Source organism: Dictyobacter sp. Z7_2 (genome assembly GCF_057551105.1).
On sequence record NZ_BAAJPE010000002.1, the window covers coordinates 4,872,690 to 4,898,128 of the forward strand.

Genomic DNA, 25,439 nt, shown 5'->3' on the forward strand with positions numbered 1-25,439 from the left:
ATCTTTTTATGTTATTTCGCTATCTTTTCATGATCCACTTTTTAGGGAAGGTTGATCTCTGGTGTGATCAGGCGTGAATACGCGCTGTTGCTTCGCCTGGATTGCCTCCCGTCAGCGGGAGTCCGGGATAGTTGCTACCGCTGGATGATGATGACGATGATGAGCTTCCACTCGTCGCGCTGCTGGGGCTTTCGCTCTGGTCACTATGATTAGTGTCCTGTCGATCGTCGTGATGGTCTTTTTCAACATCGATCACATTGACGTCCCGATTGTTGCTCGTGTCGGCATCGTTAATTGTATGGACGATAGCTGTTGTCATGTATGTTGGGACCGCGTCGTCCGTTAGGGTGCCGGTAACGATGATCGATGGTAGCGACGCCTTTGCGGCCAGTGCGGACGTGTCGAGATAGTGAGCGGAGATCAGCGTAGGGCTGACGATCTCATTGAATACAAAGCTCCAGCCAATTCCTCGCACCTGGATATCCTTCAAGCCAGCGGGTAGGTCTTCGGTGACGTTGATGGGATAGGCTCCGCCTGACGTATTGAGCGCGTTGGAGACGGTCAGAATGTAGGTAACTTTGTGCCCGACTTTGAAGGGATCGCTGCCCAGGTGCATCTGTGTGATCGTCAGGTCGGAAGCTGCGAGCGCTGTGGCTGGCAGTACGGTGATGGTGTCGATGGCGGTGTTGGGATCATCAACCGAGCTCGACGATGCCTGATTGGTAAAGCTTGGGACGGCTTCATTGGTCAATGTGCCTCTGATGTAGAGAGGTGGCAGGGTTGTGCCGGCTGCGATGGGATAGGCTCCCGTATAGACGGCGCTGATGATGGTGGGACTGATTGTGTTGTTGTTGGTGATTAGCCAGTTGTCTCCGGTCACCACAATGTTAGTCAGGCCGATGGGAAGCAGATCGGTTGTCGTCACGATCTGATTTTCCGCGACGCCTCCAGCCGGATTGGAGGTGGTGATCGTATAATTGATGGTCTGTCCAACCGAGAAGACTGCTCCTCCTGCATGACTGATGGCTGTGTAGAGATTGGGTTTTGCGGCGGCTGGCCCGAATACTTCAAGCTCGTCGAGCGTAATATTGAGTCCGGGATATGCTGTGGCGTAGACACGCAGGTAGCGACCAGATCCACTCAGACCCGTTAAGTCGTCGGTGCCACCGCTTCTTCCTGTCTGATTGGAGATCGTTGTCCAGTTTGTGCCGTCATTGGAAATCTGGATCTGATAGGCCGAGGCATAGGCTGCTCCCCACAGCAGTTTTACTTCGTTGATTGCCTGGATGCTCCCCAGATCGACTTGCAGCCATTGAGGTCCACCACCCTCTCCCGATGACCAGCTGGTGGCAGGGTTCCCATCGACGGCATTGGCCGATGATGATCCCGGTAGTGTTGAGGAGGCCGTGGTTTGACCATCGAGCGCCAGATTAGGCGTAGGGGTCAGGGATGCAATGGCGGTAGGCGTGCTGGTAGGAGCTGCAACGGTGGTAGGAGTTCCGGTCGGGGACGCAGTGCTGGTGGGAGATGCTGTCGTTGTGGGTGTTGTGGTCCCGATTGTGAATGTAGCTGTCGAGGTATTATTTGAGAGGTCGTTGTCTCCGGGGACGGTTAAGTTCGCTGTGGTGGAGTATGTGCTGCCCGCAGATGCACTGACGATCCCTGTGATTACCATCGCTGGTAGCACGGTTGGATATACAATCGGGTAGGTGCCTTCATATGTGGCTGTGACTAACGAAGGGCTTGCCATTGACGATGCGTGTACCGACCAGGTGTTCCCACTACCGACGGTGATACCTGTCAGGCCAACCGGTAATGGAATTGTAATCGTGATTGGGGTTCCTGCTGTGATCGGATCTGAGTTCGAGGTGACTATCCCGACGATGGTGCTGTACGTGACTGTAGCACCGATGGCATAAGATGCCTGTGGTATCGAGATCAGGATAGCTGGATCAATCCCAACGGGTGTGGGCGTGGGACTTGGCGTCGCTGTCGGAGTCTGTGGTCCGATCGTAAATGTGTATGTCGATGTGTTATTTGCGCTGTTGATATCTCCAGGGACCGCCAGACTGGCAGTGCTGGTGTACGACGTACCGGCAGAGACGGCCACAATTCCGGTGATCGTTATGACCGGTAGTGTGGTCGACGCGGGAATTGGATACGTGCCTGTGTACGATGCCGTGACTAATGAGGGGCTGGTCGCAGCCGACGAATTGAGGGTCCAACTTGAGCCGCTAACTGCTACGTTGGTGAGTCCAAGCGGTAACAGCACGGTGATATCGATCGAAGTACTGGATGAAATTGTATCTGTTAGTGCGATTGTTGATACTGCCACTGAGTACGTAACGGTAGCGCCGACCGTATAATTTGCATTGGGTGCTGTCATACTCACGGCGGCATCGATGCCGCCATCGTTTCTACGCATGGGTGTATGGATAACGGCTGGAGCTGGCCTGGTCTGGATCGGATATGCAGCGCCTTTCAACATTTTGGGTGTCGCGGCCGCCTGTACGCTAGAACTCCTTGGAGCAAAGGTAAGGAACTGACCTCCTAGCAACAGGATGCAGAGTGCCAATAGACAGAGCCAGGGGCGCTGAGGTGTCCGATGTTTTATACGCTGTTTCGATTGATGTATCATTACAATGCCTTCTTCCGCTATCTTGTCATCCCAAAAGAACATGAAAAGCATGAATAACTGAATTTCAAAAAGTACTGATGTTTATGAGGGCAGGCAGTAACTTATTATGCTATTTCAGAATAATTATATAGAGCGCGACCAAAAATACATCTTCGTCAGCGCTCTATATCTCTTATACATATGAAATTGAACGTAGAATAGGGGAGCTCATAATGGCTTCCCTGAAGAGAGCAAGCAGACGTAGCGCCGTGGTCTTGTGCCCGGCGGACTCGTGACGTACGTAACGTTTGCCTTTGCCACTCGATGCCGAAAGAAGAGAGATCATGCTACGAAGATCGTTTTGCCTGTTATTCTTGATTGCGACGTATCCGGCGGACTCGTGACGTACGTAACGTTCAATTTTGTTGCTCAATGTCGAAAGAAGAGAAAGATCTTCATCGCACGATCATTCTGCCTGTTCTTCTTGTCCAAAATGACAGGCAATTGTGTATACAGAGCCTGATATTGGACGTTTTCGTACGTGAACTGGTCGCCGGGCACAAGACCACGGCGCTACGTTGGCGAGCATTTGTGGCAAGTGCCAAGAGAGCTATTGGCTAACTGAAGTGTATTGGGCACAAGACCACGGTGCTACGTTGGCGATCAAGCGAATTGCGAAGTGAGCCGATAGCTCACTTCGGATGTCTGTGGTACTTTACAAGCCTTGTCCGACGACATGTAGAATCTTGATGTATAAGATGACGCGTGGATCGCCCGCATAGCCCCAGGGAGCGCCATAATGTTTGGCCAGTGTATCGTAGAAGGCTCCAGTTGGATCTTCCTCGATGCGCTCGACGGTGCCACGAAATTCGGCGTAGATGTAGGGATCATCGGAGTCGGTGATCGAGATGGCGACACGGGGATCACGCTTGATATTCTGATATTTTTTGCGCGTGGTGGTATGTGTGAACTTGATATGCTCACCATCCCAGATAAACCACATCGGGGAGGATTGTGGATCTCCGTCAACTCCGATGGTGGCGAGATGTGCAAATGCTTTGGATTGCAGTATTTTTTGAACTTTTGGATTACTTAAGTCTGCCATAAAGAAAAAACCATCCTTTCTCTTCTACATACATAGCTTCATTTAGTATCATCGTCATTATTATCGTATCACAGCGTGCTATCGAGGACCAAAAGGAGGCTCGCATGTGGAGCGGTGGGGATTTGTCGATGTTTTCCCGGCTTCCAACGTACTATACTTGAGGCTTTCTCGATTGGGTTTTCTTATAGTTCCAAGAAAAAGGGAATAATGCAAATAAATGATGAGCGAGTGGAAACTGAAGCTATGAAGGAACGTCGCAACCGCAGTCGACTTTTGACAAGATTATCCCGCTTGCCGGTCCGATATAAAAAGGCTCGCACGCAGACGACGATCGCGGGAGGATATACGCCTGGCACGACGACGACGACGTTGATGTCGGATGTGCTCGCATTTGATAAGGGGATGATGGGTGCGCAGGCGGAGGCGCAGCAACTGACTACGTTTATGGGCTATGTGTTTCATGGGACCGAGAAGCCACAAAATCTGGCAGTTGAGTTGTTGCCTGAGCTGATTACCGATGAAGAGAATTATCTCTGGATCGATCTTTCCAGGCCGGTGGCGGAGGATTTGCAGTTGTTGGCGGAAGTCTTAAAGATCGATGCCAGCGCAGTCCAGATGATCCTCACGGGGAGCGGGAGTCCGCGTCTGGATGTCTTTGACGATCATTTTTTTGTCACGGCCATCATTCCGCAGCTTGAAACGCGTCCGACCTACCGTGTCCGCGCACACCAGTTGAGTCTGATCGTGGGGGATCATTTCTTATTGACCGCCCATCAAGATCCGCTGTCCTTTGCCGATAGAATTCTGGCGCGACTCTCCTTGCACGTCGAGAAGAGCGCGATCGAATCGACCTTTCTGCTCTACATTGTGCTCGACGAACTGTTGGCCTACTATGAGGAGCTGAATGTGCGCATCCAGGAGCAGATTGAGCGCATGGAAGAGCGTGCCCTGATCGATCCGACCGATAGCTTTCTGACCGATCTGCTGCATTTCAAGCGCTATGCCTTTGCACTAAGTCAGGTCGCCGCCCAGCATCGCTCAGTCTTCTCCGTCTTCCAGCGACCAGATTTTCACTACGTTGCTGAGCATAACGTGCTGCTCTATTATCGCGACCTCGAAGCGCGGCTCAATCGCTTAATCGATAGCTTGATGGCCGCCAAAGAATCGGTCAATGGCATCTTTGATATCTATGTCTCGCACGTCTCGCATCGCACCAACAGCATCATGAAGATTCTAACCATGGTCTCAACTATCCTGCTGCCAGCCACAGTCATCCTCACCTTTTTCAGCACCTACAATATTGAGGACATCCCTATCCTCACGCATACCGTCGGCTTTCTTCTGATGGTTGGCAGTATCGTTTGTGTAAGCATTGCCATCATCTGGCGCTTCCGCCATCAAGGCTGGCTCTAAGCGTGATGCCTGGCGGGGCCGAGCAGCTTAGTAGCCGTAGGTACACGCGGTTGGCTGCCTGCCCCAGTAGGGTGGATATCCAACCTGGATCACGCCAATGGCGTAGACACAGGCTCCGTTGGTTTGAAAATGGATCGTGGCATTGTAATTGGAGCCGTTGAATTGCGCGGCTGAGATGAGATTGCCGGTCGAGGCGTAGCGCAGCTCAAGATGGTTGATGTTGCCATTTCCTGGTACATATGAAGACATGGCATGAGCCCAGACCCAGCCACAGCCATCGGCCTCAATCTCCACATAGCCGAGCGGAGCCCGCGAGGTCATATCAACGATCATTTTGCTGTCCATGTGATGATAATTTCCAGGCGTGCAGGTGGCGATCGGAGGATCGTCCGCAGCCGCTTGCTTGTCCATGCTTGCCGCCGATGCCGCGTAAGGCGCTGAAAATAGCAGACAAGCCAAAAGGATCGCAATACTGAAAATAGAGCGTAAGCGTTTCATAAAATAGTATTCCTTTGTTTTGTTAGCAATGACGGTATCACTTCAATTATACCATCGATGCCCATATTGACGAAAAACTATGGTCTGATCCGCTTACTTTTAACAGTTTGAATATAAATATCTCGGCTCTCATCCGTTATACTGATAGCATGCATGGCATGTGATTCATTTAAGCCGCTTTTAGGCTTGCAAGGAGTGCTGATAAAATGACGCATCAACCCCTCGAACTCTTCTATTCCTATACCCATGAAGATGAAAATCTTCGTGATCAACTTGACGACCATCTGATTCTGCTCCAGCGGCAAAATCTGATCAGTGGCTGGCATGATCGTAACATCAGCGCCGGTGCGCAGTGGTCGGATGAGATACACAATCACTTACGCTCGGCTCGGATTATTTTGCTGTTGATCAGCAGCTCGTTTCTGGCGTCCGATTATTGCTTTAATGTCGAGGTGGCCGAAGCGCTCAAACGGCATGCATCTGGCGAGGCCAGGGTGATCCCGATTATCTTGCGTCCCTGCTACTGGCAGATAGCTCCCTTCGCAGATTTGCAGGCCTTGCCGAAGAATGCCAAGCCCGTGACGTCGTGGAAGGATCGCGATGCCGCTTTCACCGATATCGTGCGAGGGATTGCGAAAATCATTAAAGAACTTGATATATAGAGGATAAATTATTTATTCCTGATGGTGCACTGTCGGCTCTTTTTGCTTCCGAGGACGAAGCATCCATATTTTTCAACTCGCAACGCGGGTACCCCTGCATTCATGACTCTGTTAGCGAAATCGGTCTAGATAACTATACCCGGTGATCCAATGTAAGCGATCACGATCTTTTCTTCAACAATTGTGTGGCATGAATCACACTTATGTCTTGACGTACCGCAAATGTAGCACAGGGGTTTTACGCCCCTGTGAGGTGCCCATGTCACTTATGTATCGTGTTCAGCTTACAGAGCCTCCCTGGTAATATGATCAATAGAGGATCTTTTGCGCTATGGCACCTCAAAGGGGTTTTACGCCCCTGTGAGGTGCCCATGCCACTTATGTATCATGTTCAGCTTACAGAGCCTCCCTGGAAATATGATCAATAGGGGATCTTTTGCGCTATGGCACCTCACAGGGGCGTAAAACCCCTGTGCTACATTTGCGGTTTTTCAATCAATACTGATTTAAAAGACACATTTTATCAACGCGTGGAGCTCTTTTTCTCTGAGCTCGCTTACGTTCGCACCTATGGGTTTTACGCCCCTGTGAGGTCACATAGCGCTCAAGACCACTTCTGGGTGTTTTCCTGAGAGAGAGGCTCTGGGTGCCAACATGTCGCGTATAGCCTGCGAGATCATTCAACTCCACAGAGAGGGAAATCTATTGGCCTGGAGATTATGAATAGAGAGCGTTTTGATAGATATACAGTATTTACGTCTTCCTTGTTGGAAGTGTATTTTTGTGTGATCCCCTGTTGGACTAGAGGCAAGAAAGGGGTTGTACGTTCGCTATGATGGTACTGATAACGATTCTGAGCGTGCTGGGTGTGGCTACGGTTCCGCTCTTGTGGATAGTTTTCACAATCAGAGGCCGAAAAACGTCAACTCGCCAGGGCAGAAATGTCATTGATGTGGGGCCGCGTTTCCGCGATGGCGCTACCACGTACAATCAGTTTCGAGGTGTGCGCTTCAACATTGAACTGGAAGATCCACGTCCGCAAGGCAGCCTGCGTTATCAACGCCGACATGTGCGTAAGCAGCGCAAGCCTGTCAAGCCGTGGCAGAAGCGGTGAACGATATGATAAGATTTTGCTTTTGGCTTATTGATGCACTTAGCCTTGTGATGAATCTGTATCTTTTTATCTATCTTTTGTACTACTGCCTGCAACGGTTTCGTCTGCCACATTTCTTTATGCAGATCTTTTTGCCTCACATTCCTTTCCTCGTTTTGTTTCTCTCTATCTTTTATGTGCAATGGACAGGCTTCATTTATTCGGATAAGGGCGTTGAGCTTGTTGGATCGCTTATGGTTCTGCTCGGTTCTTTTCACTGCCTGGCTTTGGAGCTTGAGCAACCGTTTGCGAAAAGCAACCTTATTATCTTATCTTTTCCTTTCTTCAGTATCATCTTTTTGCTTGCCGGTGGCACATTGATGTCCTATGTGGGCGTGTAGCATATCCTTTACTTTTCGCGCTCTGTGCGATTGGATAATGGAGACATTATGCGGATGTGCCCTTTCGTGTCTTGACTCATCCTTAACGATTCGTGTGTTATGGTAGGGATGAGGTTATTTTTTCAGTTCTCTTGATAATGAGCACACACTTTTTTTACAACCCCCTGATAGATATTTGATCTTGCTCCTCTATACTGGCATCAAAAGGTATTTTGATCTACTCGCCAGGAACTGTTTAAAATTTATCAACTATATACCTGTCAACAGATCTCTACTTTTCAGAAGGAGCTATTTATTTCTATGGGTATCATTTTACGTGGCATGGCGAATGTGCTGCGCAATCCCGTTCGCCTGGTTCTGGTCGTTGTTCTGCTGGGAGCAAGCCTGATGTTTGTAGCGGCAATGACGAGTTTGAACAACAGTGCGCAGCAGGAGATTGCCAGCGTCCACGCGCAAGTGGGGACATCGATCACCATCAACTACGCGGAGAACAATGCCGGCCAATTTGGTGGCACTTTTGGTGGCAATGGAGCCAACGGCGGTGGAGGCACGGGGACTGGTGGTACTGGGACTCCCAGCACCGGGACGGGTCGTAACCGTGGTGGTACCGGCACTCCTGGCGCGACGACACCGCCTAGGAATACTGGTGGTTTTGGCAACATCACGACGACCCCTATCCCCACATCGGTCGTGACGACGGTCAGCAAGACGGCTGGTATCACCAGTACGGAGGAGACGGTTCGCCAGACGGATACTGACGGTAAGTTGACTGCTGGCTCGATCACAGCCCCCAATGGTAACAAGATCACCCTGTCGCCCACGGTCTATGGCATCTCAAATGGAGCGACGCATTACTCCCTGGGGACAGGAAGTACGCCGAAGATCGTCTCTGGAACGAGCTTTCTAACCAATGGATCAAGCGACTATGTGGCGATGATGAGTCAAACATTGGCGAATACCAATAAGCTCAAAGTTGGCTCGACCTTTACGATCAAGGGCAAAACCTTCAAGCTGGTGGCTTTGTATACGACCGGCACGACCGGCACCGCCGATCAAATTGCGGGGAATACGATTGTGATCCCCTTGAGCGTGGCGCAAAGCCTGTACTCAGTCAATGGTGTCGACTCCATCACGGCCTACGCGACGACCTATGATGAGGTGAATACGGCGGCGGCTAAATTAAAGACGACGCTGGGCTCGAAATACGATGTGGTGACTTCTGCAGACACCTATCAGAGCACCTTTAGCGCCCTCAGTGTGGCACAGAACAGCATCTATCTGGCACTGATCGTCTCCGTCGTCGTGGCGGTTGTTGTGATCATCTTCGCCGTCTTCATCGTGGTGCGGGAGCGCACCAGTGAGATCGGCATCTTGAAGGCGATCGGAGCATCGCACTGGCAGGTGATCAGACAGTTCTGGGGAGAAGTTCTCGCCATGAGTGCGCTGGGAGCCATCATCGGGATCATTCTACTGGCTGCCTTCGGGCCGATGATCTCGGATAAGTTTAATGTGAATACTACGAGCGCTACGACTAATGCCAGCACGGCTGCCTTAGGTGGTCGCACCTTCAACGGATTTGGTGGTGGCGGAGGCGGCGGCGGTGGTACAGGGACCGCAACTGCGACAGGTGGCGGCGGACGTGGTTTCGGCGGAGGCTTCTTTAATCGAGCATCAACGACGCTCACCAACGTCCATATCGCCTCGGCCACTCTGAACCTGGAGACCGTCCTGATCATCGTAGGATTCGGCATTGCTTTAGCGGTCCTTACGAGCGTCATCCCGGCCTGGTATGTAGCGCGTATCAAGCCTGCCGTTGTCCTCAGAAAAGGCAACTAATCGCAGCAGCATTGCAAAGGATAGAAGAACATGGATGCAGAACTCTCGCCGATTGAGCAAGAAGAAACCTCTGCCGATGAGCAGGACGATCTGGAGACAGGTGAACAGCAGTCAACTCAGCCATCTGTGTCGAGCGGACCAGTTGTGACCGCTCAGACAGTGCCTGAAGGGAATTTTCGTCCAGCGGCTGAAGCCAACGAGAAGAAGGTCACGATTCATGCCGAGGGACTGAGCAAGTATTTCAAGTCACTGGGAGAAACCGTCAAAGCCGTCAACAACGTCAGCTTTACCTTTACAGAAGGCCAATTTATCACGATTATGGGTCCAAGCGGTTGCGGAAAATCGACGCTGCTGTATATATTGGGCGGTCTGGATAAAGCTACATCTGGCGAGCTGATCGTTGATGGCGTCGATGTCCGTCGGCTCTCGCCGCGTCAGGAGCATCTATTCCGCCGTCAGAAGCTCGGCTTTGTCTTTCAGTCGTTCCACCTGATCCCTAATCTGAGCGCGCTTGAGAACGTCATTCTGCCGATGCAATTAGCCGGGCATCAATCGCATCGGGCCATGGCGGAAAAGGCGAAAAACCTCCTGATCCAGGTCGGCATCAACGAAGATCGACACAATCACAAGCCGGGCAAGCTATCCGGTGGACAGAAGCAGCGCGTCGCCATCGCACGCGCCCTGGCGAACGATCCCAAGGTGATCCTCGCCGACGAGCCCACCGGAAATCTGGACTCCAAGAACGGGAAGCTGATCATTCAACTGCTCAAATCGCTTGCGGAGCAGGGCAGGACTGTCCTCGTCGTGACCCACGATGCGGGCGCCGCCAATATTGCCGATGTGCGTATGCGTCTCGACGATGGCATGATCGAGGCTTTGGAGAACTATACAACACCGGTACGCAATGTTCCTCAGACGCGCAAGAAAAAACGCCGCGCTTAACTTTCGGAAGCAGGGAGCAAGCCTGATCAGGGCTTGTATCTCTGCTTTCATTTTTGTATACGCGCCTTTATGTTATGTCACCCCGTAGGATAAAAAGATTTATAAACAACAAATGTGTAGGTCTATCTATGCGATAAAAAAAAGAGGTCTGTACCATGATTTTACAAAGATTATATCAAGCACAACTCTCTCAGGCCAGCTATCTGATTGGCTGCTCCAAGACCAAAGAAGCTGTGGTGATTGATCCTCATCGGGACGTCGATTATTATATCGAGGCCGCCGCACGTGAAGGCTTACAGATCGTTGCCGTCACTGAAACGCATATCCACGCGGACTTTGTATCCGGGGCCTATGAGCTTGCCCTGCGGACCGGTGCCGACCTGTATCTCTCTAACGAAGGGCCAGATGAATGGAGTTATCAGTATAGTCAGGAGGCCGGAGCGATTCCGCTCTACAACGGTGATCAGTTCATGGTTGGACATATCCAGCTGGACGTGCTTGCTACCCCCGGACATACTCCCGAGCACGTGGTGTTCTTGATCACGGATACGTCTGAGGCCAATGAGCCGATGGGTATCTGTACCGGCGATTTCTTGTTTGTGGGCGATGTTGGCCGTCCTGATCTGCTGGAGAAAGTGGTAGGTGTCGCAGGGAATAAGGAGGATGCAGCCAGGAGTCTCTTCCAGACGTTACAACGCTTCCGCGTTCTCCCTGATTATCTCCAGATCTGGCCTGGCCATGGAGCTGGAAGTCCCTGTGGTCGGGCGCTGGGAGCTGTCCCGCAGAGCACGCTTGGATATGAGAGGCGTTTTAACTGGGCCTTCGAGTTGAGAGATCAAGAAAGCTTTGTCGACGCTGTCCTGGCTGGACAACCGGAACCGCCCCATTATTTCGCCGTCATGAAACGCATTAATCGGGATAGCCCCACGTTACTGCATCCGCGTATCCAGCCGAGCCGCCTGCCGCTTGATCAATTGGATACCTATCGGTCCTCTGAAACCATGATCATCGATCTACGCCCGGCCGACGAATATGCCGCCGAACACGTTCCGGGAACGATCACACTCCCTATTACTGGACCCTTTCTCACCTGGTCGGGATGGCTTATCCCCTACGATCAACCGTTTCTACTGATCGGGGACGCCTCAGAAGTCGATGAGGCTGCTCGCCAGCTGCGCTTTATCGGCCTGGATGACATCACAGGCTTCTGGACACGTGAAGATATCAGCGCCTGGCAACGTAAAGGAAATGCTTTCGCTCAAAGCTCGCCTATCGATGTGCCTCATGTACAGACATTACTGCAACAGGATGCTGCTACAATTGTTGATGTTCGTGCCACAGATGAATATGCCCATGGGTTTATCCCAGGCAGCCACAATATTCCCCTGGGAAACCTCGTGCAGCGTATGAGCGAGATACCAACTGACCGACCAGTTGTCGTGCTCTGCCAGGGAGGAACGCGCTCGGCCATCGGAGCGAGCCTGCTCGAAGCCCACGGACGTACCAACATCTTTAGCCTGAGCGGTGGCTTCCAGGCCTGGCAAAAATCCGCGGCCCTGGTCGCCCACATATAACATGCTCGCTCACCTGTTTCTCAGATGGGCTTCGACGGCGATGGGATGTAGGATCTGGTCTCCGTGTCGGAGATATGTCTCCCGGCACATATTCATGATCACGCAGATGTGAACGGGCATGATCTCGACCCGATCGCCAATTTTGAGCGGATTTGTCGCCTCTACCTCGCAGACGCCGTGTTCTTCGGATAATCTGGCGATGCGCAGATCTGGATAAGCGGGGACGATCCCGTAGCCGAAACGATCATCGCGGGTCGGCGTGAGCGTCTTAGAGCCGGCGTCGAGGACGAGCCGCTCGGGCGTGGGACGGCTGACGACGGTGGCAATAATGGTGGCGGCGATGTCGGACATTTCGCAGCGATGCAGCTCTTCGGTGCGCAGATCGTTGAAGATGTAGGTCCCCGGACGGATCTCGGTCAGGCCGGGGACGAGTAGCGCATCCTGGCTGGTGATGGTCGATCCCGCGCTGATCACCGTGATGGCGAAGCCAGCAGCTTGCAGAGCCTGTGCCGTCTCCAGCATGATATGCGTCTCTCTTTTCGAGATATCTCTTATCGTGGCCTCATTGGTCGTATCGTGAGCGTGACCGGCATGGGTCATGATCCCGACCAGATGCAGTTCGGCGTACCGACGCGAATATTCCGCGAGCCGTACCGCATCGGCAGGCGACATCACTCCGCAGCGATGCATGCCGCTATCAACTTCGATCATGAAATCAAGCGTGCGGTCGAGGGAGGATACAGCCTCGGCCAGCGCGTCGATACCGGTCTCGCTGTCCACTGTAAAGCGAAAGTATCCCTTCGACGTTGTGAGCAAGGTGCGCAGGCGAGCAATTTTCGCTTTCCCGATCAGGGGATAGGCCATGTAGATATTCGCGATCCCCTCCTGAGCCAGCACTTCCGCCTCGCTCAACTTGGCCACCGTAATCCCCACGGCACCCAGCTCGATCTGCTTTTTTGCCCAATAGGCGCTCTTATGGGTCTTGATGTGTGGACGCAGGACGGCTCCATGTTGGTCCGCCAGCGCCTGCATCCGCTGTAGATTCGCTGTCGCGATCGTGTCATCGATGACCACAGCCGGAGTATCTAATTCATCGACATGCATATGTAACCTCCTGTTATTTTCATCCAAGCATCAGGGCAGATTTAATACCTTCCAAATAAATGATCCTTTGTTCCAGGTATACACGTTCTACGTTGAGTTGTGGATCTCTTCCACCGCAGAGGTATGAAACCCGACGTAGCGCCGTGGTCTTGTGCCCGGCGGCCAGTTCACGTACGAAAACGTTCCTCGTCGATTCGCAGCATTGGGTGACGAAAACCAACGTTACGTACGTCACGTGGCCGCCGGGCACAAGACCACGGCGCTACGTCGGCGAGCGTTGGCTATGAGGGCGAAGGATGTCTTGGGCTTAAAATGGGGAGCGCAGATTCAATACGATGAGTCTGGACTCCGTCATTTCGTCGATGGCATATTTGACGCCTTCTCGGCCCATTCCGCTTTGCTTGACGCCTCCATAGGGCATCTGATCGATGCGGTAGTTTGATGTGTCGTTGATGATGACGCCTCCGACCTCTAGCTTTTTGGCGGCGTAGAATGCGACGTCGAGATCTTGCGTAAAGACGCCGGCTTGCAGTCCATAGATGCTTGTGTTGGCCTGCGTGATAGCGTCCTCAAGCTGCTCATAGGGAATCAGGTTCATGATGGGAGCAAACACTTCTCGACAGACGATGAACATGTCGGGAGTGACGTTTTCGACCACCGTTGGCTGGAACCAGGGACCATCGTGTGTACCTCCGGCGACGATTTTGGCACCTTGCTGGACGGCGTCATGGACCCAGGAGGCCGCACGTTCGGCCGCCTCGGCGCTGATCATCGGTCCGATATCGGTCTCTTCGTCGCTCGGATCGCCGACGACAATTTTTTGAATCTCATGCGAGAGCGCTTCTTTAAAGCGGTCATAAATGTCCTTATGCACGTAGACGCGTTGCACCGAGATACATATCTGTCCGGCGTAGACGTTGCCCGCTTTGGCGATCAAGCGGCTGGCCAGTTCGATATCGGCGTCTTTATGCACGATCACGGATGAGTTCGAGCCCAGTTCAAGCAACGTCTTCCTGAGTCCGGCCTTGCGATGAATTCTGGCTCCAACGGCGGCGCTGCCGGTAAACGAGTAGGCGTTGATCAACTGATTGTCCAGTAGCCACTCGCCGACGACCTCGCCACGTCCTTGCACCATATTGAGTGCACCGGATGGGAGTCCAGCATTTTGGAGCGACCTCATCAGTCGAATGGCGCTGAGCGGCGTTATTTCGGGTGGCTTGACGATCACGCCGTTGCCCGCTGCCAATCCTGTTGGCACCTTGTGATTCATCTGGTTCAGTGGAGAATTAAATGGGGTGATGGCACAGACCACCCCGAGTGGGACGCGGATCGTCATGCCAAGGCGTCCCTCGGAGCCAGGGGTCCCGGCCAGCGGGACCTCCTCTCCGTGGATGCGTTTGGCCTCTTCGCTGGCCAGACGGAATGTTTGCGCCGCTCGCGCCGCCTCGATGCGTGCGTCTTTGATTGGCTTACCCGATTCGGCAACGATCAGTCGGGCGTAGATCTCGCTATTGTCTGCGATCTCCTGCGACACTTTATGCAGGAGCTCGTAGCGTTGAAAGGGGCTGAGTGGATGACCCTGATCAAACCAATGGCGTACTCCCTGCACCGCTGTCGCAGTCATCTGCTCGGACGTCTCGTTCAAGACGGCCAGTACTTCTCCCGAAGAGGGCGCGACGACGGAGAATGACGGTCCGTCTCCTCGTACCCATTCGTTATTGATCAAATTGCCCGATAACGCCTCCAGGTCTTCGCCAGCCAGCGCTTTTTGTACATCATCCTGTAGTCTAGTGGTCATCTGCTCATCCCTACTTTCTAAACACTGCTAAACACTCTTTTCTTCGAAAACGGTTGAACCGATCTTCTCCAGACGATGTGGATCTCTCCTTCCCATGGTATAAATGATAACAAATCCGATGGCGGCAAACAGGATCGTTAACCATGGCATCATCGCCAGCGGCATGCCTGGATAAGGATATAGGCTGGTAATGATCGGGAAGATGTAGAAGATCAGAGTCACGAGCGGAACCAGACCATGCTTAAACCAGGAGAAGGTGCCATTTTTGCGCGTATAGCGCCACAGGGCGATACAGACCATCAGGTAGACAGGCATCACGCCCAGACTGGCCCAGAAGCCCAGATATCCGAACGCTCCGCTGACTCCCGGTCCCCAGAACAAGCCTGCGGCGAGCGTCACCACGATGGAGAAGACCGAGTAGGCAAGAATGGCGTTGATGGGCGTGTGATGTTTGCTCATACTGGCCAGTCTGGTTGGTAGCGCGCCTTCACGTCCCATGGCAAAGAGTACGCGGAAGTTGGCGGTATGCGCGGCGATGATAACAGCGATCAGTGCGCTGATACCTGCCAGATCAACCGCGATCTGATAGCCATGACCCAAATAGCGGTTGGCGATATCGCTGAGAGGAGCCTGGCTACTGACGAGATCCTGTACATGTGATGCGCCAAATCCGATCACAATCGCGTAGGTTGTGATGGCAAAGTAGACGCCGGTGAGCGCGACCGAGGCGATCAAGGCAATCGGGACGTTGCGGCGTGGATTTTTTGTTTCCTCCGAGATGGTAATCGAGGACTCGAAGCCGAAGAAGGCGAACAGGATGTAGACGAATGAGAGGCCGATACCACTAAAACCGTGTAGCGGCTCGACTGGTGCAAAGGCGCTGAGATGTTGTCCCTCGGCACCCCCGGTGACCAGTACCCATACGACAAGGAAGCCAATGATCAGTACTTCGATGCAGACAAAGACAAGATCGATCGTGATGGAACGGCTGACGCTGCGATAGGCGAGCCAGCTGACGAACACGATCACCAGCACGGATAGAATCTCCCAGGGTATCCTGACCTGAATGAGATTATAGATAAAGTCCGATGAAAAAGATCCGAAGAGCGCGGCGTTCAGTGGACCCTGGAGCCCGTAGGCTATGAGTAGCAGCCAGCCAGACATGAAGCCGGCTTTGGGTCCGATACCTTTGCTGTTGAAGGTGTAGAATGTGCCCGCCGCCGGTATCTGATGGGCGAACATGGCTAACACCCAGGCCATGAGAAGTACGCCAAGCGTACCGATGATAAAAGCGAATGGGGAGGCTATGCCCGCCTGTGAGGCGATCAGCGTGGTGATAAACAGTACACCTGTGGTCGGCGAAATGAAAGCCAACGACATACCGAGTGCGCCCGGGAGCCCAACGGCATTTTTCTCAAGTTTCTCATCGGTAGTGGTGACTATCCCTGATGAGCTATTGGTATCATCAACGATCTGATTAATTGAATCCAATGCTTTCGTCCTTCATGTGCTAATAGTTGTACTACATTTGACAAAAAGTCTCATATGTGTAGCTGTATCTATTGCGCGGTATAACCGCCATCAACCATTACAGCTGAACCAACCATAAATGAAGCCATATCAGACGCCAGAAATAAAGCCGGATGAGCAACTTCCATTGGGTCGGCCACTCTGCCGATGGGCGCCCAGGCATTGTTCTCCTCTTCTCGCAGCTTTGGATCGGGGCTTGTGTCTACCTCTTTTTGTAATAGTGGTGTATTGGTGACACCGGGACAGACAGAGTTGACGCGGATGTTGTGTTTGATGAGATCGAGTGCCATCGATTTCGTCAGCATCACCACTCCCGCTTTAGAGGAGTCGTAGACTGGATTGGCGGGATCAGCCGCAAAAGCCATCTCCGAGCCGGTCGTGACGATAGCTCCTCCGCCCGCCTGGATCAAGGCAGGAATAGCATATTTGCAAATGTAGATCATCCCCTTGAGATTGATATCGATGACGCGATCGACATCTTCCGGCTCGACGTCCATGATACTGGCAATCAAGGGCACGCCTGCGTTGGGGAAGAGCAATTGCAATTGTCCGTACTGCTCGATGGCAGTATCGACCGCCCGCTTGCAATCGGCCGGCTTGGATACATCTCCTACCACACCTGTCACGGTATAGTGTTCCGCTTGTAGCCTGGCAACCGTTTGCGTCAGAGCCTTTTCGTCGTAATCGAGAATAACGACTTTTGCCCCTTCCTGGGCACATAATGTCGCTATCGCGCCTCCAATACCCTGTGCTCCACCTGTGACCAGCGCGACGCGCCCTTCAATACCATATCTACCCATGCGTAAATCCTCCAAATCTTGTAAATGTGTCGCTCAACATGATGTCTTATCTACCGTAACAAAAAGGCGAAAAGCGCTCTGATGCCCAGATCAGGAGGAGCTCTTTTCCTGTGCTGCCTGCTTGCTGTTATGTAGATGACACTTTTCCTGGTGCCGCAGGGTAACAATCAAGGCACGCTATGCTGGCTGAACGATACGTCATGTGATTAAAAAGCCATCGTCAACGCCGCGCTCACGCAGACGATGCTACCAGTGTAAGACGCTCCCAATGCCTTGCTGCGCTGCAAACTGAAGTGCCAGTTCTGCCGTGACCAGGTCGAGCAATGCAATGCCAGTTGCGTCGAAGACCGTGATCTGTGCTTCGTGCTCTCTGCCAATCTGCTTGTCCAGCAGCACATCGCCAATCTCGATAGCGCTTCTGTGCGGATCCTTTTGGAGTTCACCGATCGTGCGCGATTGGTGCAGATCGTCGGTAAATACGCTGGCGAGATCCAATACCGATGCGTCCAGCTCAGACTTGCCCTTTGTATCCGAACCGATGGCATTGATGTGGACTCCCGCTTTGAGATACGTGCCCATCAGTAGAGGAGTGGTTGTCGGAGTGGCCGTGACAATAATATCCGCGCCTTCAACCGCCTCGAGCACGTTGGTGCAAACTTTCACATCTACACGATCTTGAAACTGTGCCGTGTATGCGGCAACCGAATGTCCAGTCAACCCTAAACAGCGGACCTCCTTGAGGCCGGGGCGGACCTTCAAGATACCCTCCGTTTGGATTTTTCCTTGCACTCCGGTTCCAATCACCGCCGCGACACGCGCATCCTGGTTTGCCAGACGAGCAACTGCTACAGCACCGGCGGCACCCGTACGAATGGTCGTAATATAATTTCCATCCATAAATGCTCTGGGCTTGCCTGTCTGTGGATCAATCAGTAGAACCGTTGCCTGATGTGCCTCCTCATTGTGCGCACGGTTTTTGCCCCAAAAACCAGCGGCCTTTAATCCTAAAACACTCCCTTGCTCCAGATATCCAGCTTTGACGCCAAATACCGCATCCTCTGAGAACTTCTCTCGAATGATAGGATAGGTGTGTCCCGTATGTAGCGAATGTGCCATGTATGCCTGCTGTACCGCTTCCATGACGGCCTCAAATGAAAGCACACGACGCACATCAGATGTCGAAAGACACAAAATTTCTGGCATGATTTTACACCTACTATGACAACTTGTTCAATGTGTTAACCGATTATTAATAATCTTGTGTGAACTATTAATAATCTTGTGCGAAGTATAGAATATCAATGCGCAGATTGTCAATATTTTTTTATCCAATTTAGATATTTTTTTATCAAAAATCTGAAAGCTGATGTTTGGCTCTGCGGCGTGGGGAGCATGAGATGTAGGGAGGGATTTTGCGCTGTGTCAGATTGTCTCGCCGAGCGATTTCAATTCGTCGAGGTATCCATAGATAGTCACTTTGGAGATATTTAAGGACGTGGCCAGTTCGTCGATGGCCCCTTTGATCAGAAAAAGGCCCTTTTCGTTGAGGAAGGAAACAATTTTGAGCTTGTCTTGCTTGGTCATCTCGTGGATCGGTACAGGATATTCTTCTACCGCATAACGAATGAGATTGGTCACCACATCCCATACGCTCTCGACAATCTCCTTCTCCTCGCGCAACGTCTCCACCTCGTCCATCGCCACGAACTCTTCCACAAAGAGCTTCGATTTCAACAGATCGTCGACGTCGAAGTTGATGCAAAAAGCTCCGATCACGACGTTATTCTCGTCGCGCACAAGGGCCGTCGATGACTTTATGATGCGCCCATCGCTGGCAATCGTTTTATAATTGCTCAAATAATCGTCATTGAACTTGCTCGAACTTAACACCTTGGGGAACAAATGATGAAATGATTGACCGATCTTGCGTCCGGTGACGTGTCCATTCTTCGTGTACACGACCGACGATTGAGGATGCGTGAGATCATGGAGTACAATTTCGCAGCGTTTCCCAAACATCTCCGCCACGGCTTCTGCAATCGGAATAACTTTTTTCAAATAGCTGTCGTCCATTGACAATTCTCTACTCTCTATCTCGATCTCAGGAGGCATCGTTTGAGAAACACGCTTCTCTTTTATTTATCAGTTAAGAATACCCACGAATTATACGAACCTCGTGCTTGATCTGTCAAGAGCTATGTTCTGTTCAAAGAAATAATTATTGTGATCCAAGCGACCAGGATGACCCGTTGGTTCCCGATGTCCACGCCGCTACTGCTCTATCAATGATCATCGCGACGTGCCAGGCGTCAAGGCCAGCCAACGTAGCGGCGCGGCTCCGCCGTGCTGTCACTGGACGTACGAAAACGTCCCATGTGCTGATGGAAGCAACGCCAACGAGACGATCCGTGGTGGGAAGATCGCTCAATGGAACCTCATGAGGAGCGTGGTCGTACGAGTCACAGACAGCACGGCGGAGCCGCGCCGCTACGTCGGCGAACCTGTCATCCCATCGCCTACCGGAGCTGTTTGGGAGACACATCACCGCTCCTGCATCGACGCAATGACGTGGGTTAGACCACTACGTCAGTGAGCATTGGTGGCTGGCGATAAAGTTACTTGTACACAAGTAACTGTTGTCAAAGTATCTTGTCTGTGTTATACTCTGGTTACAGAAATCGGCTGAGGGATGATCATCTCTCTTGGCACAGGAGGTGCTATGGAACATATTGAGGATTGTTTGAGCTTTTATCTCGGCAAAGCCTATCAGAGAGTGACGCAGTCGGCCAAGAAGCGTCTGGCGTCCTACGGTGTGACGCCGGTCCAGTATGCGCTTCTTAAGGTGCTCTGGGAGCGGGATGATCAGAGCGGGGCCGAGATCGGTGAGCGTCTCGTGCTGGATAGCGCGACGATTACTGGTCTACTTGATCGCTTGGAGCAAGCTGGATTGATCGAGCGTCACGCGCATGCCACGGATCGTCGTATCAACCAGGTTGTGCTGACCGCACGCGGACGCGATCTCCAGGAGCCACTTGATCATGAAATGGATCAGATGAATGAGGATTTCCTTGGTGAATTTGCGCCCTCCGAGGTACAACTCCTGCGAGATCTCCTCACCACGATTGCCGGAAGCCGTAGCGTCGCACGCTCGCGTGCGATGTCCCACTCAACGTACGATGATGCCCCCTAGCGTCGGTGTGCCAAGATCCAGCAGGCTCTTACGTCAAGTGGGACGTCGCACGCGAGCGTGCGACGTTACAAGGTCTTCGCTTCGCTTGACCTCTTTATACTTTTTAGCGGAAAGGGACTTTTATGCTCTTCGATACCAAAGTTGCTTTAATTATTCGGTCCGATCTGATGCCATGGCAAAAAATGAATGTGGCTGCCTTCTTAGCGAGCGGCATTGCTGCATCCTATCCTGACAGTATTGGAGAGCCCTATCAGGATGGATCGGGGAATAGCTATTTACCATTGATTGGACAACCCATCCTGATCTATGGTGCCGACACTTCGGCCTTAGCGCGAGCGCTTGAGCGAGCGTTGGCACGCGGAGTTCAACCGGCTCTCTATACCGAGGAGATGTTTTCGACGACGCATGACGAAGCCAATCGAGAAGTTGTCCGCAGCGTCGAGCAAGCGAACCTCAATCTGGTGGGCCTTGCCATGCGAGCCGAGAGAAAAACGCTCGACAAGATCGTCGATAAGCTTAAATTTCACCAATAAGTCCAAAAAGACAGTATCTGCTCATGGATGCCCATCAGCCTCCATGCATCCTCTTCAGAGCGATCTCATAGAGATCCGGATGGAGTTGTACCCAGGAAAGTGCTCGCGCTTCTGAGGGAGTAAATAGAGCACGATCCTGCGTCTCAGCCGTCGGAAGGAAATCCTCGAAGGAGAGCACGCGCCCCCAATAGAAGACCTGATAGCTATCGGGATAGGGATAGCGGTACGCTGGCGGTCGCGCTCCCAGCAGTCGCAACTGTTGATAACCAAGCAGACTCAATGGCCCCAGGATCGTCCTCGTTTCTTCATCGACCTCGCGGCGCACCGTCTCCTCGGGCGACTCGCCAGCCTCAACGTGTCCTCCCGGGATGTCCCAGCCACGATGCCTCAGATGGGTCATCAGCAGACGATCTCCCTCGAAGGCGAGTACCAGCGCGCTGGTGATCAATTCCCGTGGAGGGAGTTGAGCGGAATGCCAGATCTGACTTTCGTTCGGCTTTGGTAAAAAGTCGATGTCATGCTCGCTACGCAGAAGCTTTTTTGTTTCATCCATGTGTTAAAAATCCTCTCTTCAGTAGCGTCGTGCCCTCGGGCACGATGTCCCACTAGACGTACGATCAAGCAGGTAAGCGTGGCTCGCCGCTATCCAGCAGTCTCGTACGAGGAACTGGGACATCGTGCCCGAGGGCACGACGCTACTACTCTGTCAAATGTCATCGCGACGTTGCCGGACAAGAAGGATGACCCCTTGAACCAGGCATCCACGTTTGCCGACGTAGCGGCGCGGCAATTCGCTTGATCGCGACGTACCGCCGTGCTGTCTGTGACTCGTACGACCACGCTCCCCATGGGGTTCCATTGCGTGATCTTCCCACCGTGGATCGTCTCGTCTGCGTTGCATTCAGATGCACATGGGACGTGTTCGTGCGGGAAGTGACAGCACGGCGGTACGTCGCGATCAAGCGAATTGCCGCGCCGCTACGTCGGCGAGCCTGAGCGCCTGGTTCAAGGGGCCATCCTCCTTTGCCACGCAACGTCCTTCTGTGTTTTGACAGAGCACTACTTTAGCGGTCAAGTTCAAGTAGTTTGATCGCATTCTCTTTGAGAATCAAAGGGCGTACTTCGGGACGAATATCGATTTTGGCGAAGTCGGCGAGCCAGCGATCGGGCGTGATCAAGGGATAATCGGAGCCAAAGAGTATCTTGTGCTTGAGCTGGGTGTTGGCGTATTGGATCAGTTGCGGCGGGAAGTACTTTGGCGACCAGCCTGAGAGGTCGATGTAGACTTGCGGCTTGTGCAGGCAGACCGAGATGGCCTCGTCCTGCCAGGGAAATGATGGATGTGCCATGATGATGGGCATATCGGGGAAGTCCACGGCGACGTCGTCGAGGTGCATGGGATTGCTGTATTTGAGATGGATACCGCCTCCGCCGCGCATCCCGGTGCCGATCCCCGAATGGCCGGTGTGGAAGATCGCCGGGAGTCCAGCGGCGGCGATGACTTCGTAGAGGGGATAGGCTTTGTGGTCGTTGGGATAGAAGGCTTGCAGCGATGGATGGAATTTGAAGCCGCGTACGCCAAATTGTTCGATGAGACGACGAGCCTCCCGTGCGCCCATCATGCCCCTGGCCGGATCGATGCTGGCGAAGGGGATAAGCACGTCAGAGTTCTCGGCGGCACGCTCGGCGACCTCCTCGTTGGGGACGCGAACCTGTCCGGTTGTCGATTCTGTGTCGACAGGAAAGATGACGCAGGCCATCTTGCGCTCTCGATAGTAGCTGGCGATCTCGGGGATCGTTGGATGAGGCTCTGTGTGCTTGAAGTATGTCTTCGCTGCCTCCTGCATGGCCTGCCATTCTGGATCTTCAGGCAGGCGCTCGGAGATTTCGGCATGGGTATGGACGTCGATGGCCACGATGTTGTTTATATCGATTGTCATGAGTTTCCTTTCTCAATGCTCGTTAACGCTCGTTCTTCTTGCCAATTGCTTTTCCGGTGCTGGATGGTTATTGTAAGCCCAGGCGTTGTAGCTCTTGCTGCTTGAGGATGCGGCGCAGGATTTTCCCTGAGGGGTTTCTGGGAATGGTGTCGATGAACTCAACTTCGCAGACGTTTTTGAAGCTTGCCAGTTTGCCATTCGCCCAGAGGAGCAGCTCGGAGCCGCTCAATGGTGCAGAGCCAGCGCGCAGGACTACAAACGCTTTGGGGACTTCACCGGCCTCCTGATCGGGTCTGGCGATCACGGCCACGTCTGCGACCGCTGGATGCTCAAGGAATAAGGCTTCAATTTGAGCTGGAGCCACGCTGAATCCCTTGACCTTGATCATTTCTTTCTTGCGATCGGTGATTGTCACATAGCCGGCAGCATCGCGGGAGCCGATATCGCCGGTATAGAGCCAGCCGTCGCGTAAGGCATCGCAGGTGGCCTCTGGCGCTTTCCAATAGCCCTGCATCACCTGAGGTCCCTGGACGATCAACTCGCCGACCTCATCGACTCCCAACTCGCGCTGACCAGTCTCGACGTCGACGATCTTTTGTCTGGTATCGTGGATGGGTAAGCCGATCGTCTCGACTTTGATGAGCCGAGGATTGTACACAGGATTGGAGTGGGTGCCAGGCGCGGCTTCGGTCAGGCCGTAGGAGGTCATTACCGTAATGTGTGTGCGCTCCTCGAAGCGATGCGCGAGTATGGGAGGAACTGGGGCCGCTCCGCACTGGGTGAAGCGCACCGTATGGAGATCATAAGCATCCAGGCGCGGCCAGGCGCTCAGGGCGGATAAAACCTGCGGGACGGTGTAGAGTAGCGTGATTCCTTGCGTCTGAATGAGCTGCAATGCTTGCTCGGGATCAAAGCGCTCCATCAGCACGAGGCGAGCTCCTGACAGGGCCGCGCAGCCCATCAGCATGATGCCGTAGATATGATAGAGTGGGAGGAAGACCAGCATACGATCGTCGAACGTGATGCGGGCCGTGGCCACGGATTGATAGGCGTTGCAGACCAGATTTTTGTGGCTGAGTATCACGCCCTTGGGCAAGCCTGTCGTCCCGCTGCTATAAGGGAGGGCGATCATCTCGTCCCAGGACTCCTCCGGGCGTGGTGGTGGCACGGATGTTTGCTGATGCACTAACTGGCTGAATGCGTAAATATGGGATGCTGGATCATGTCGGTTTGATCCGACGACGATCATGGATTGTAGTCCAGCTCTGTCCGCACGATTGGCTTCGATGATGGGCAGCAGATGCTCATGGACGATAACGGCGATCGCTTCGCTATTGTCGATCTGGTAAGCGACTTCGCGCTCCTTGTACGATGGGTTGATCGGGCTGACTGTGGCTCCGACGCGTGTGACGGCGAACCAGCTGATGACATATTCGGCACAATTGGTCATGAACAAGCAAACCTGTTGTCCCTTGCCGATGCCAAGTTGCGATAGGGCATTGGCAAAGGCATTGACAAGAGCATCCAACTCGCGGTAGGTCAGATCGACGTCGTTGAAGACGATGGCAACCTGTTCTGGATAACGCTCTGCGGTGCGCATTAACATTTGATCATACAGTTGGATAGGATAGGTGAGCGATGGACGAAATAACTCTGTTTGCACAGACGATTGATAGATCGGCATGGTAGTAGTTACCTCACTGTTCTCCTGATGGATATCAGCACTGATAGTTCCAATGTTACGAAGTCCTACCGTTATATGTGTGAGATAGTTTTGATGAGATCACTTTCTTATAAGTTTAATTGATGAAGATGAATATTTCTATGGTGTCCAATAATTCGGTCCCCAATACTGCTTAATGACATGGCGAAGCTGCCGATCGATATCCCACCAGGCATCATCGCGATTGCGCTGGGACGCGACTGGTATGCCATTGCTTGGCAGAGAAGAGAAATTTCCAAATGGCGATCCTGTCAGGTTGACGCGGCGCAAAATAATTGGAATGATGAGTGTTTCTCCTTTGTCGCGTCGCTCAGACATCTCCCGTGCCTCTGCTCCAGAGCAATAGCCCGAACTAACGAGGCGTGGACTGAGAAGCATCAGGATAATATCAGCGGTAAAGATGCGAGGGTCAACTGTTTGGGACCAATCTGATCCTCGCTGCGCCTGACGCTCTGCCCACCCTGAGATGAGCTGGTCCTGTTGCAAAATGATAAGATAGTCTTCGAGTTCTTGCTTGAGCGCTTCATCTTCTTGCGCGTAGCTCACGTAGATGCTCAAAGGTTGTTTGGGTCCTCTTGTCATGTCTGATTTTCCTTCGCCTCTATTGATAGTGTTCAACTTTCTTTCAAATGTAGAGACGAAAAATTTCTCTTACCTATGAAAGCAGCCGGTGATTTTTC

24 protein-coding genes are annotated in these 25,439 nt (G+C 52.7%); 9 read left to right on the forward strand and 15 right to left on the reverse strand.

The features are described from left to right. Positions 1–67: 67 nt before the first annotated feature. The gene (locus tag AC27N8_RS33755) at positions 68–2,638 is read right to left on the reverse strand and encodes a discoidin domain-containing protein (protein ID WP_487073835.1); all 2,571 of its coding nucleotides are present in this window, start codon (positions 2,636–2,638) and stop codon (positions 68–70) included. Between the two features lie 694 nt (positions 2,639–3,332). After that, positions 3,333–3,722 carry a PPOX class F420-dependent oxidoreductase gene (locus AC27N8_RS33760; protein WP_487073837.1) on the reverse strand — a complete coding sequence of 130 codons (390 nt, stop codon included), beginning with the start codon at positions 3,720–3,722 and terminating at the stop codon, positions 3,333–3,335. A 243-nt stretch (positions 3,723–3,965) separates the two neighbouring features. Here AC27N8_RS33760 and AC27N8_RS33765 point away from each other — a divergent pair, with 243 nt between their 5' ends. Beyond that, complete coding sequence (locus AC27N8_RS33765) at positions 3,966–5,135, forward strand: magnesium transporter CorA family protein (RefSeq protein WP_487073839.1); 1,170 nt, start codon at positions 3,966–3,968, stop codon at positions 5,133–5,135. A gap of 27 nt (positions 5,136–5,162) precedes the next feature. Here AC27N8_RS33765 and AC27N8_RS33770 read toward each other — a convergent pair whose 3' ends face one another. Beyond that, a complete protein-coding gene (locus tag AC27N8_RS33770; protein WP_487073841.1) occupies positions 5,163–5,633 on the reverse strand; it encodes a hypothetical protein in 471 nt (156 codons plus the stop codon). Positions 5,634–5,839: 206 nt separating this feature from the next. Between AC27N8_RS33770 and AC27N8_RS33775 the strand changes: the two genes are divergently transcribed. The 6 genes from AC27N8_RS33775 (at position 5,840) to AC27N8_RS33800 (ending at position 12,141) form a co-directional block, all read left to right on the forward strand. After that, positions 5,840–6,295 (forward strand): toll/interleukin-1 receptor domain-containing protein, encoded by a 456-nt coding sequence (locus tag AC27N8_RS33775; protein WP_487073843.1) that lies wholly within the window; start codon positions 5,840–5,842, stop codon positions 6,293–6,295. An 832-nt stretch (positions 6,296–7,127) separates the two neighbouring features. Continuing rightward, positions 7,128–7,409, forward strand: coding sequence for a hypothetical protein (locus AC27N8_RS33780; RefSeq protein WP_487073845.1), 282 nt, complete (start codon positions 7,128–7,130; stop codon positions 7,407–7,409). Positions 7,410–7,459: 50 nt separating this feature from the next. Further along, positions 7,460–7,789, forward strand: a complete 330-nt coding sequence (locus AC27N8_RS33785) for a hypothetical protein (protein ID WP_487073847.1) — start codon at positions 7,460–7,462, stop codon at positions 7,787–7,789. A gap of 300 nt (positions 7,790–8,089) precedes the next feature. Continuing rightward, positions 8,090–9,625 carry an ABC transporter permease gene (locus tag AC27N8_RS33790; protein ID WP_487073849.1) on the forward strand — a complete coding sequence of 512 codons (1,536 nt, stop codon included), beginning with the start codon at positions 8,090–8,092 and terminating at the stop codon, positions 9,623–9,625. 30 nt (positions 9,626–9,655) lie between these two features. Next, entirely contained in the window at positions 9,656–10,567 is a 912-nt protein-coding gene (locus AC27N8_RS33795) for an ABC transporter ATP-binding protein (RefSeq protein ID WP_487073851.1), read from the forward strand. Positions 10,568–10,722: 155 nt separating this feature from the next. Further along, positions 10,723–12,141, forward strand: a complete 1,419-nt coding sequence (locus tag AC27N8_RS33800; protein WP_487073853.1) for a rhodanese-like domain-containing protein — start codon at positions 10,723–10,725, stop codon at positions 12,139–12,141. A gap of 9 nt (positions 12,142–12,150) precedes the next feature. On the opposite strand, the gene AC27N8_RS33805 is transcribed toward AC27N8_RS33800, so the two are convergent. From AC27N8_RS33805 to AC27N8_RS33835, 7 genes are all read right to left on the reverse strand, one after another. Beyond that, positions 12,151–13,272: an alanine racemase gene (locus AC27N8_RS33805; protein ID WP_487073855.1), complete on the reverse strand. Its 1,122-nt coding sequence runs from the start codon at positions 13,270–13,272 to the stop codon at positions 12,151–12,153. A 280-nt stretch (positions 13,273–13,552) separates the two neighbouring features. Then, positions 13,553–15,043 carry an aldehyde dehydrogenase family protein gene (locus tag AC27N8_RS33810; RefSeq protein WP_487073857.1) on the reverse strand — a complete coding sequence of 497 codons (1,491 nt, stop codon included), beginning with the start codon at positions 15,041–15,043 and terminating at the stop codon, positions 13,553–13,555. A gap of 27 nt (positions 15,044–15,070) precedes the next feature. Continuing rightward, positions 15,071–16,534: an APC family permease gene (locus tag AC27N8_RS33815; RefSeq protein WP_487073859.1), complete on the reverse strand. Its 1,464-nt coding sequence runs from the start codon at positions 16,532–16,534 to the stop codon at positions 15,071–15,073. A 68-nt stretch (positions 16,535–16,602) separates the two neighbouring features. Then, a complete protein-coding gene (locus AC27N8_RS33820; RefSeq protein ID WP_487073861.1) occupies positions 16,603–17,373 on the reverse strand; it encodes an SDR family NAD(P)-dependent oxidoreductase in 771 nt (256 codons plus the stop codon). A 246-nt stretch (positions 17,374–17,619) separates the two neighbouring features. Further along, on the reverse strand, positions 17,620–18,576 hold the full coding sequence (locus AC27N8_RS33825) for an ornithine cyclodeaminase family protein (protein WP_487073863.1): 957 nt from the start codon (positions 18,574–18,576) through the stop codon (positions 17,620–17,622). A gap of 219 nt (positions 18,577–18,795) precedes the next feature. Then, positions 18,796–19,446, reverse strand: a complete 651-nt coding sequence (locus AC27N8_RS33830) for a helix-turn-helix transcriptional regulator (RefSeq protein ID WP_487073865.1) — start codon at positions 19,444–19,446, stop codon at positions 18,796–18,798. Positions 19,447–19,591: 145 nt separating this feature from the next. Next, the gene (locus AC27N8_RS33835) at positions 19,592–19,915 is read right to left on the reverse strand and encodes a hypothetical protein (RefSeq protein ID WP_487073867.1); all 324 of its coding nucleotides are present in this window, start codon (positions 19,913–19,915) and stop codon (positions 19,592–19,594) included. 177 nt (positions 19,916–20,092) lie between these two features. Between AC27N8_RS33835 and AC27N8_RS33840 the strand changes: the two genes are divergently transcribed. Beyond that, positions 20,093–20,563, forward strand: coding sequence for a MarR family winged helix-turn-helix transcriptional regulator (locus AC27N8_RS33840; RefSeq protein WP_487073869.1), 471 nt, complete (start codon positions 20,093–20,095; stop codon positions 20,561–20,563). A 122-nt stretch (positions 20,564–20,685) separates the two neighbouring features. Beyond that, complete coding sequence (locus AC27N8_RS33845) at positions 20,686–21,096, forward strand: DUF2000 family protein (RefSeq protein WP_487073871.1); 411 nt, start codon at positions 20,686–20,688, stop codon at positions 21,094–21,096. A 34-nt stretch (positions 21,097–21,130) separates the two neighbouring features. Here AC27N8_RS33845 and AC27N8_RS33850 read toward each other — a convergent pair whose 3' ends face one another. The 5 genes from AC27N8_RS33850 to AC27N8_RS33870 form a co-directional block, all read right to left on the reverse strand. Further along, the gene (locus AC27N8_RS33850; RefSeq protein ID WP_487073873.1) at positions 21,131–21,649 is read right to left on the reverse strand and encodes an NUDIX domain-containing protein; all 519 of its coding nucleotides are present in this window, start codon (positions 21,647–21,649) and stop codon (positions 21,131–21,133) included. 160 nt (positions 21,650–21,809) lie between these two features. Further along, positions 21,810–22,130 (reverse strand): hypothetical protein, encoded by a 321-nt coding sequence (locus AC27N8_RS33855; RefSeq protein WP_487073875.1) that lies wholly within the window; start codon positions 22,128–22,130, stop codon positions 21,810–21,812. 30 nt (positions 22,131–22,160) lie between these two features. Further along, positions 22,161–23,036 carry an amidohydrolase family protein gene (locus tag AC27N8_RS33860; RefSeq protein ID WP_487073877.1) on the reverse strand — a complete coding sequence of 292 codons (876 nt, stop codon included), beginning with the start codon at positions 23,034–23,036 and terminating at the stop codon, positions 22,161–22,163. A 67-nt stretch (positions 23,037–23,103) separates the two neighbouring features. Next, positions 23,104–24,720: a class I adenylate-forming enzyme family protein gene (locus tag AC27N8_RS33865; protein WP_487073879.1), complete on the reverse strand. Its 1,617-nt coding sequence runs from the start codon at positions 24,718–24,720 to the stop codon at positions 23,104–23,106. A 138-nt stretch (positions 24,721–24,858) separates the two neighbouring features. Continuing rightward, complete coding sequence (locus AC27N8_RS33870) at positions 24,859–25,341, reverse strand: toll/interleukin-1 receptor domain-containing protein (RefSeq protein ID WP_487073881.1); 483 nt, start codon at positions 25,339–25,341, stop codon at positions 24,859–24,861. Between the last annotated feature and the right edge of the window lie 98 nt (positions 25,342–25,439).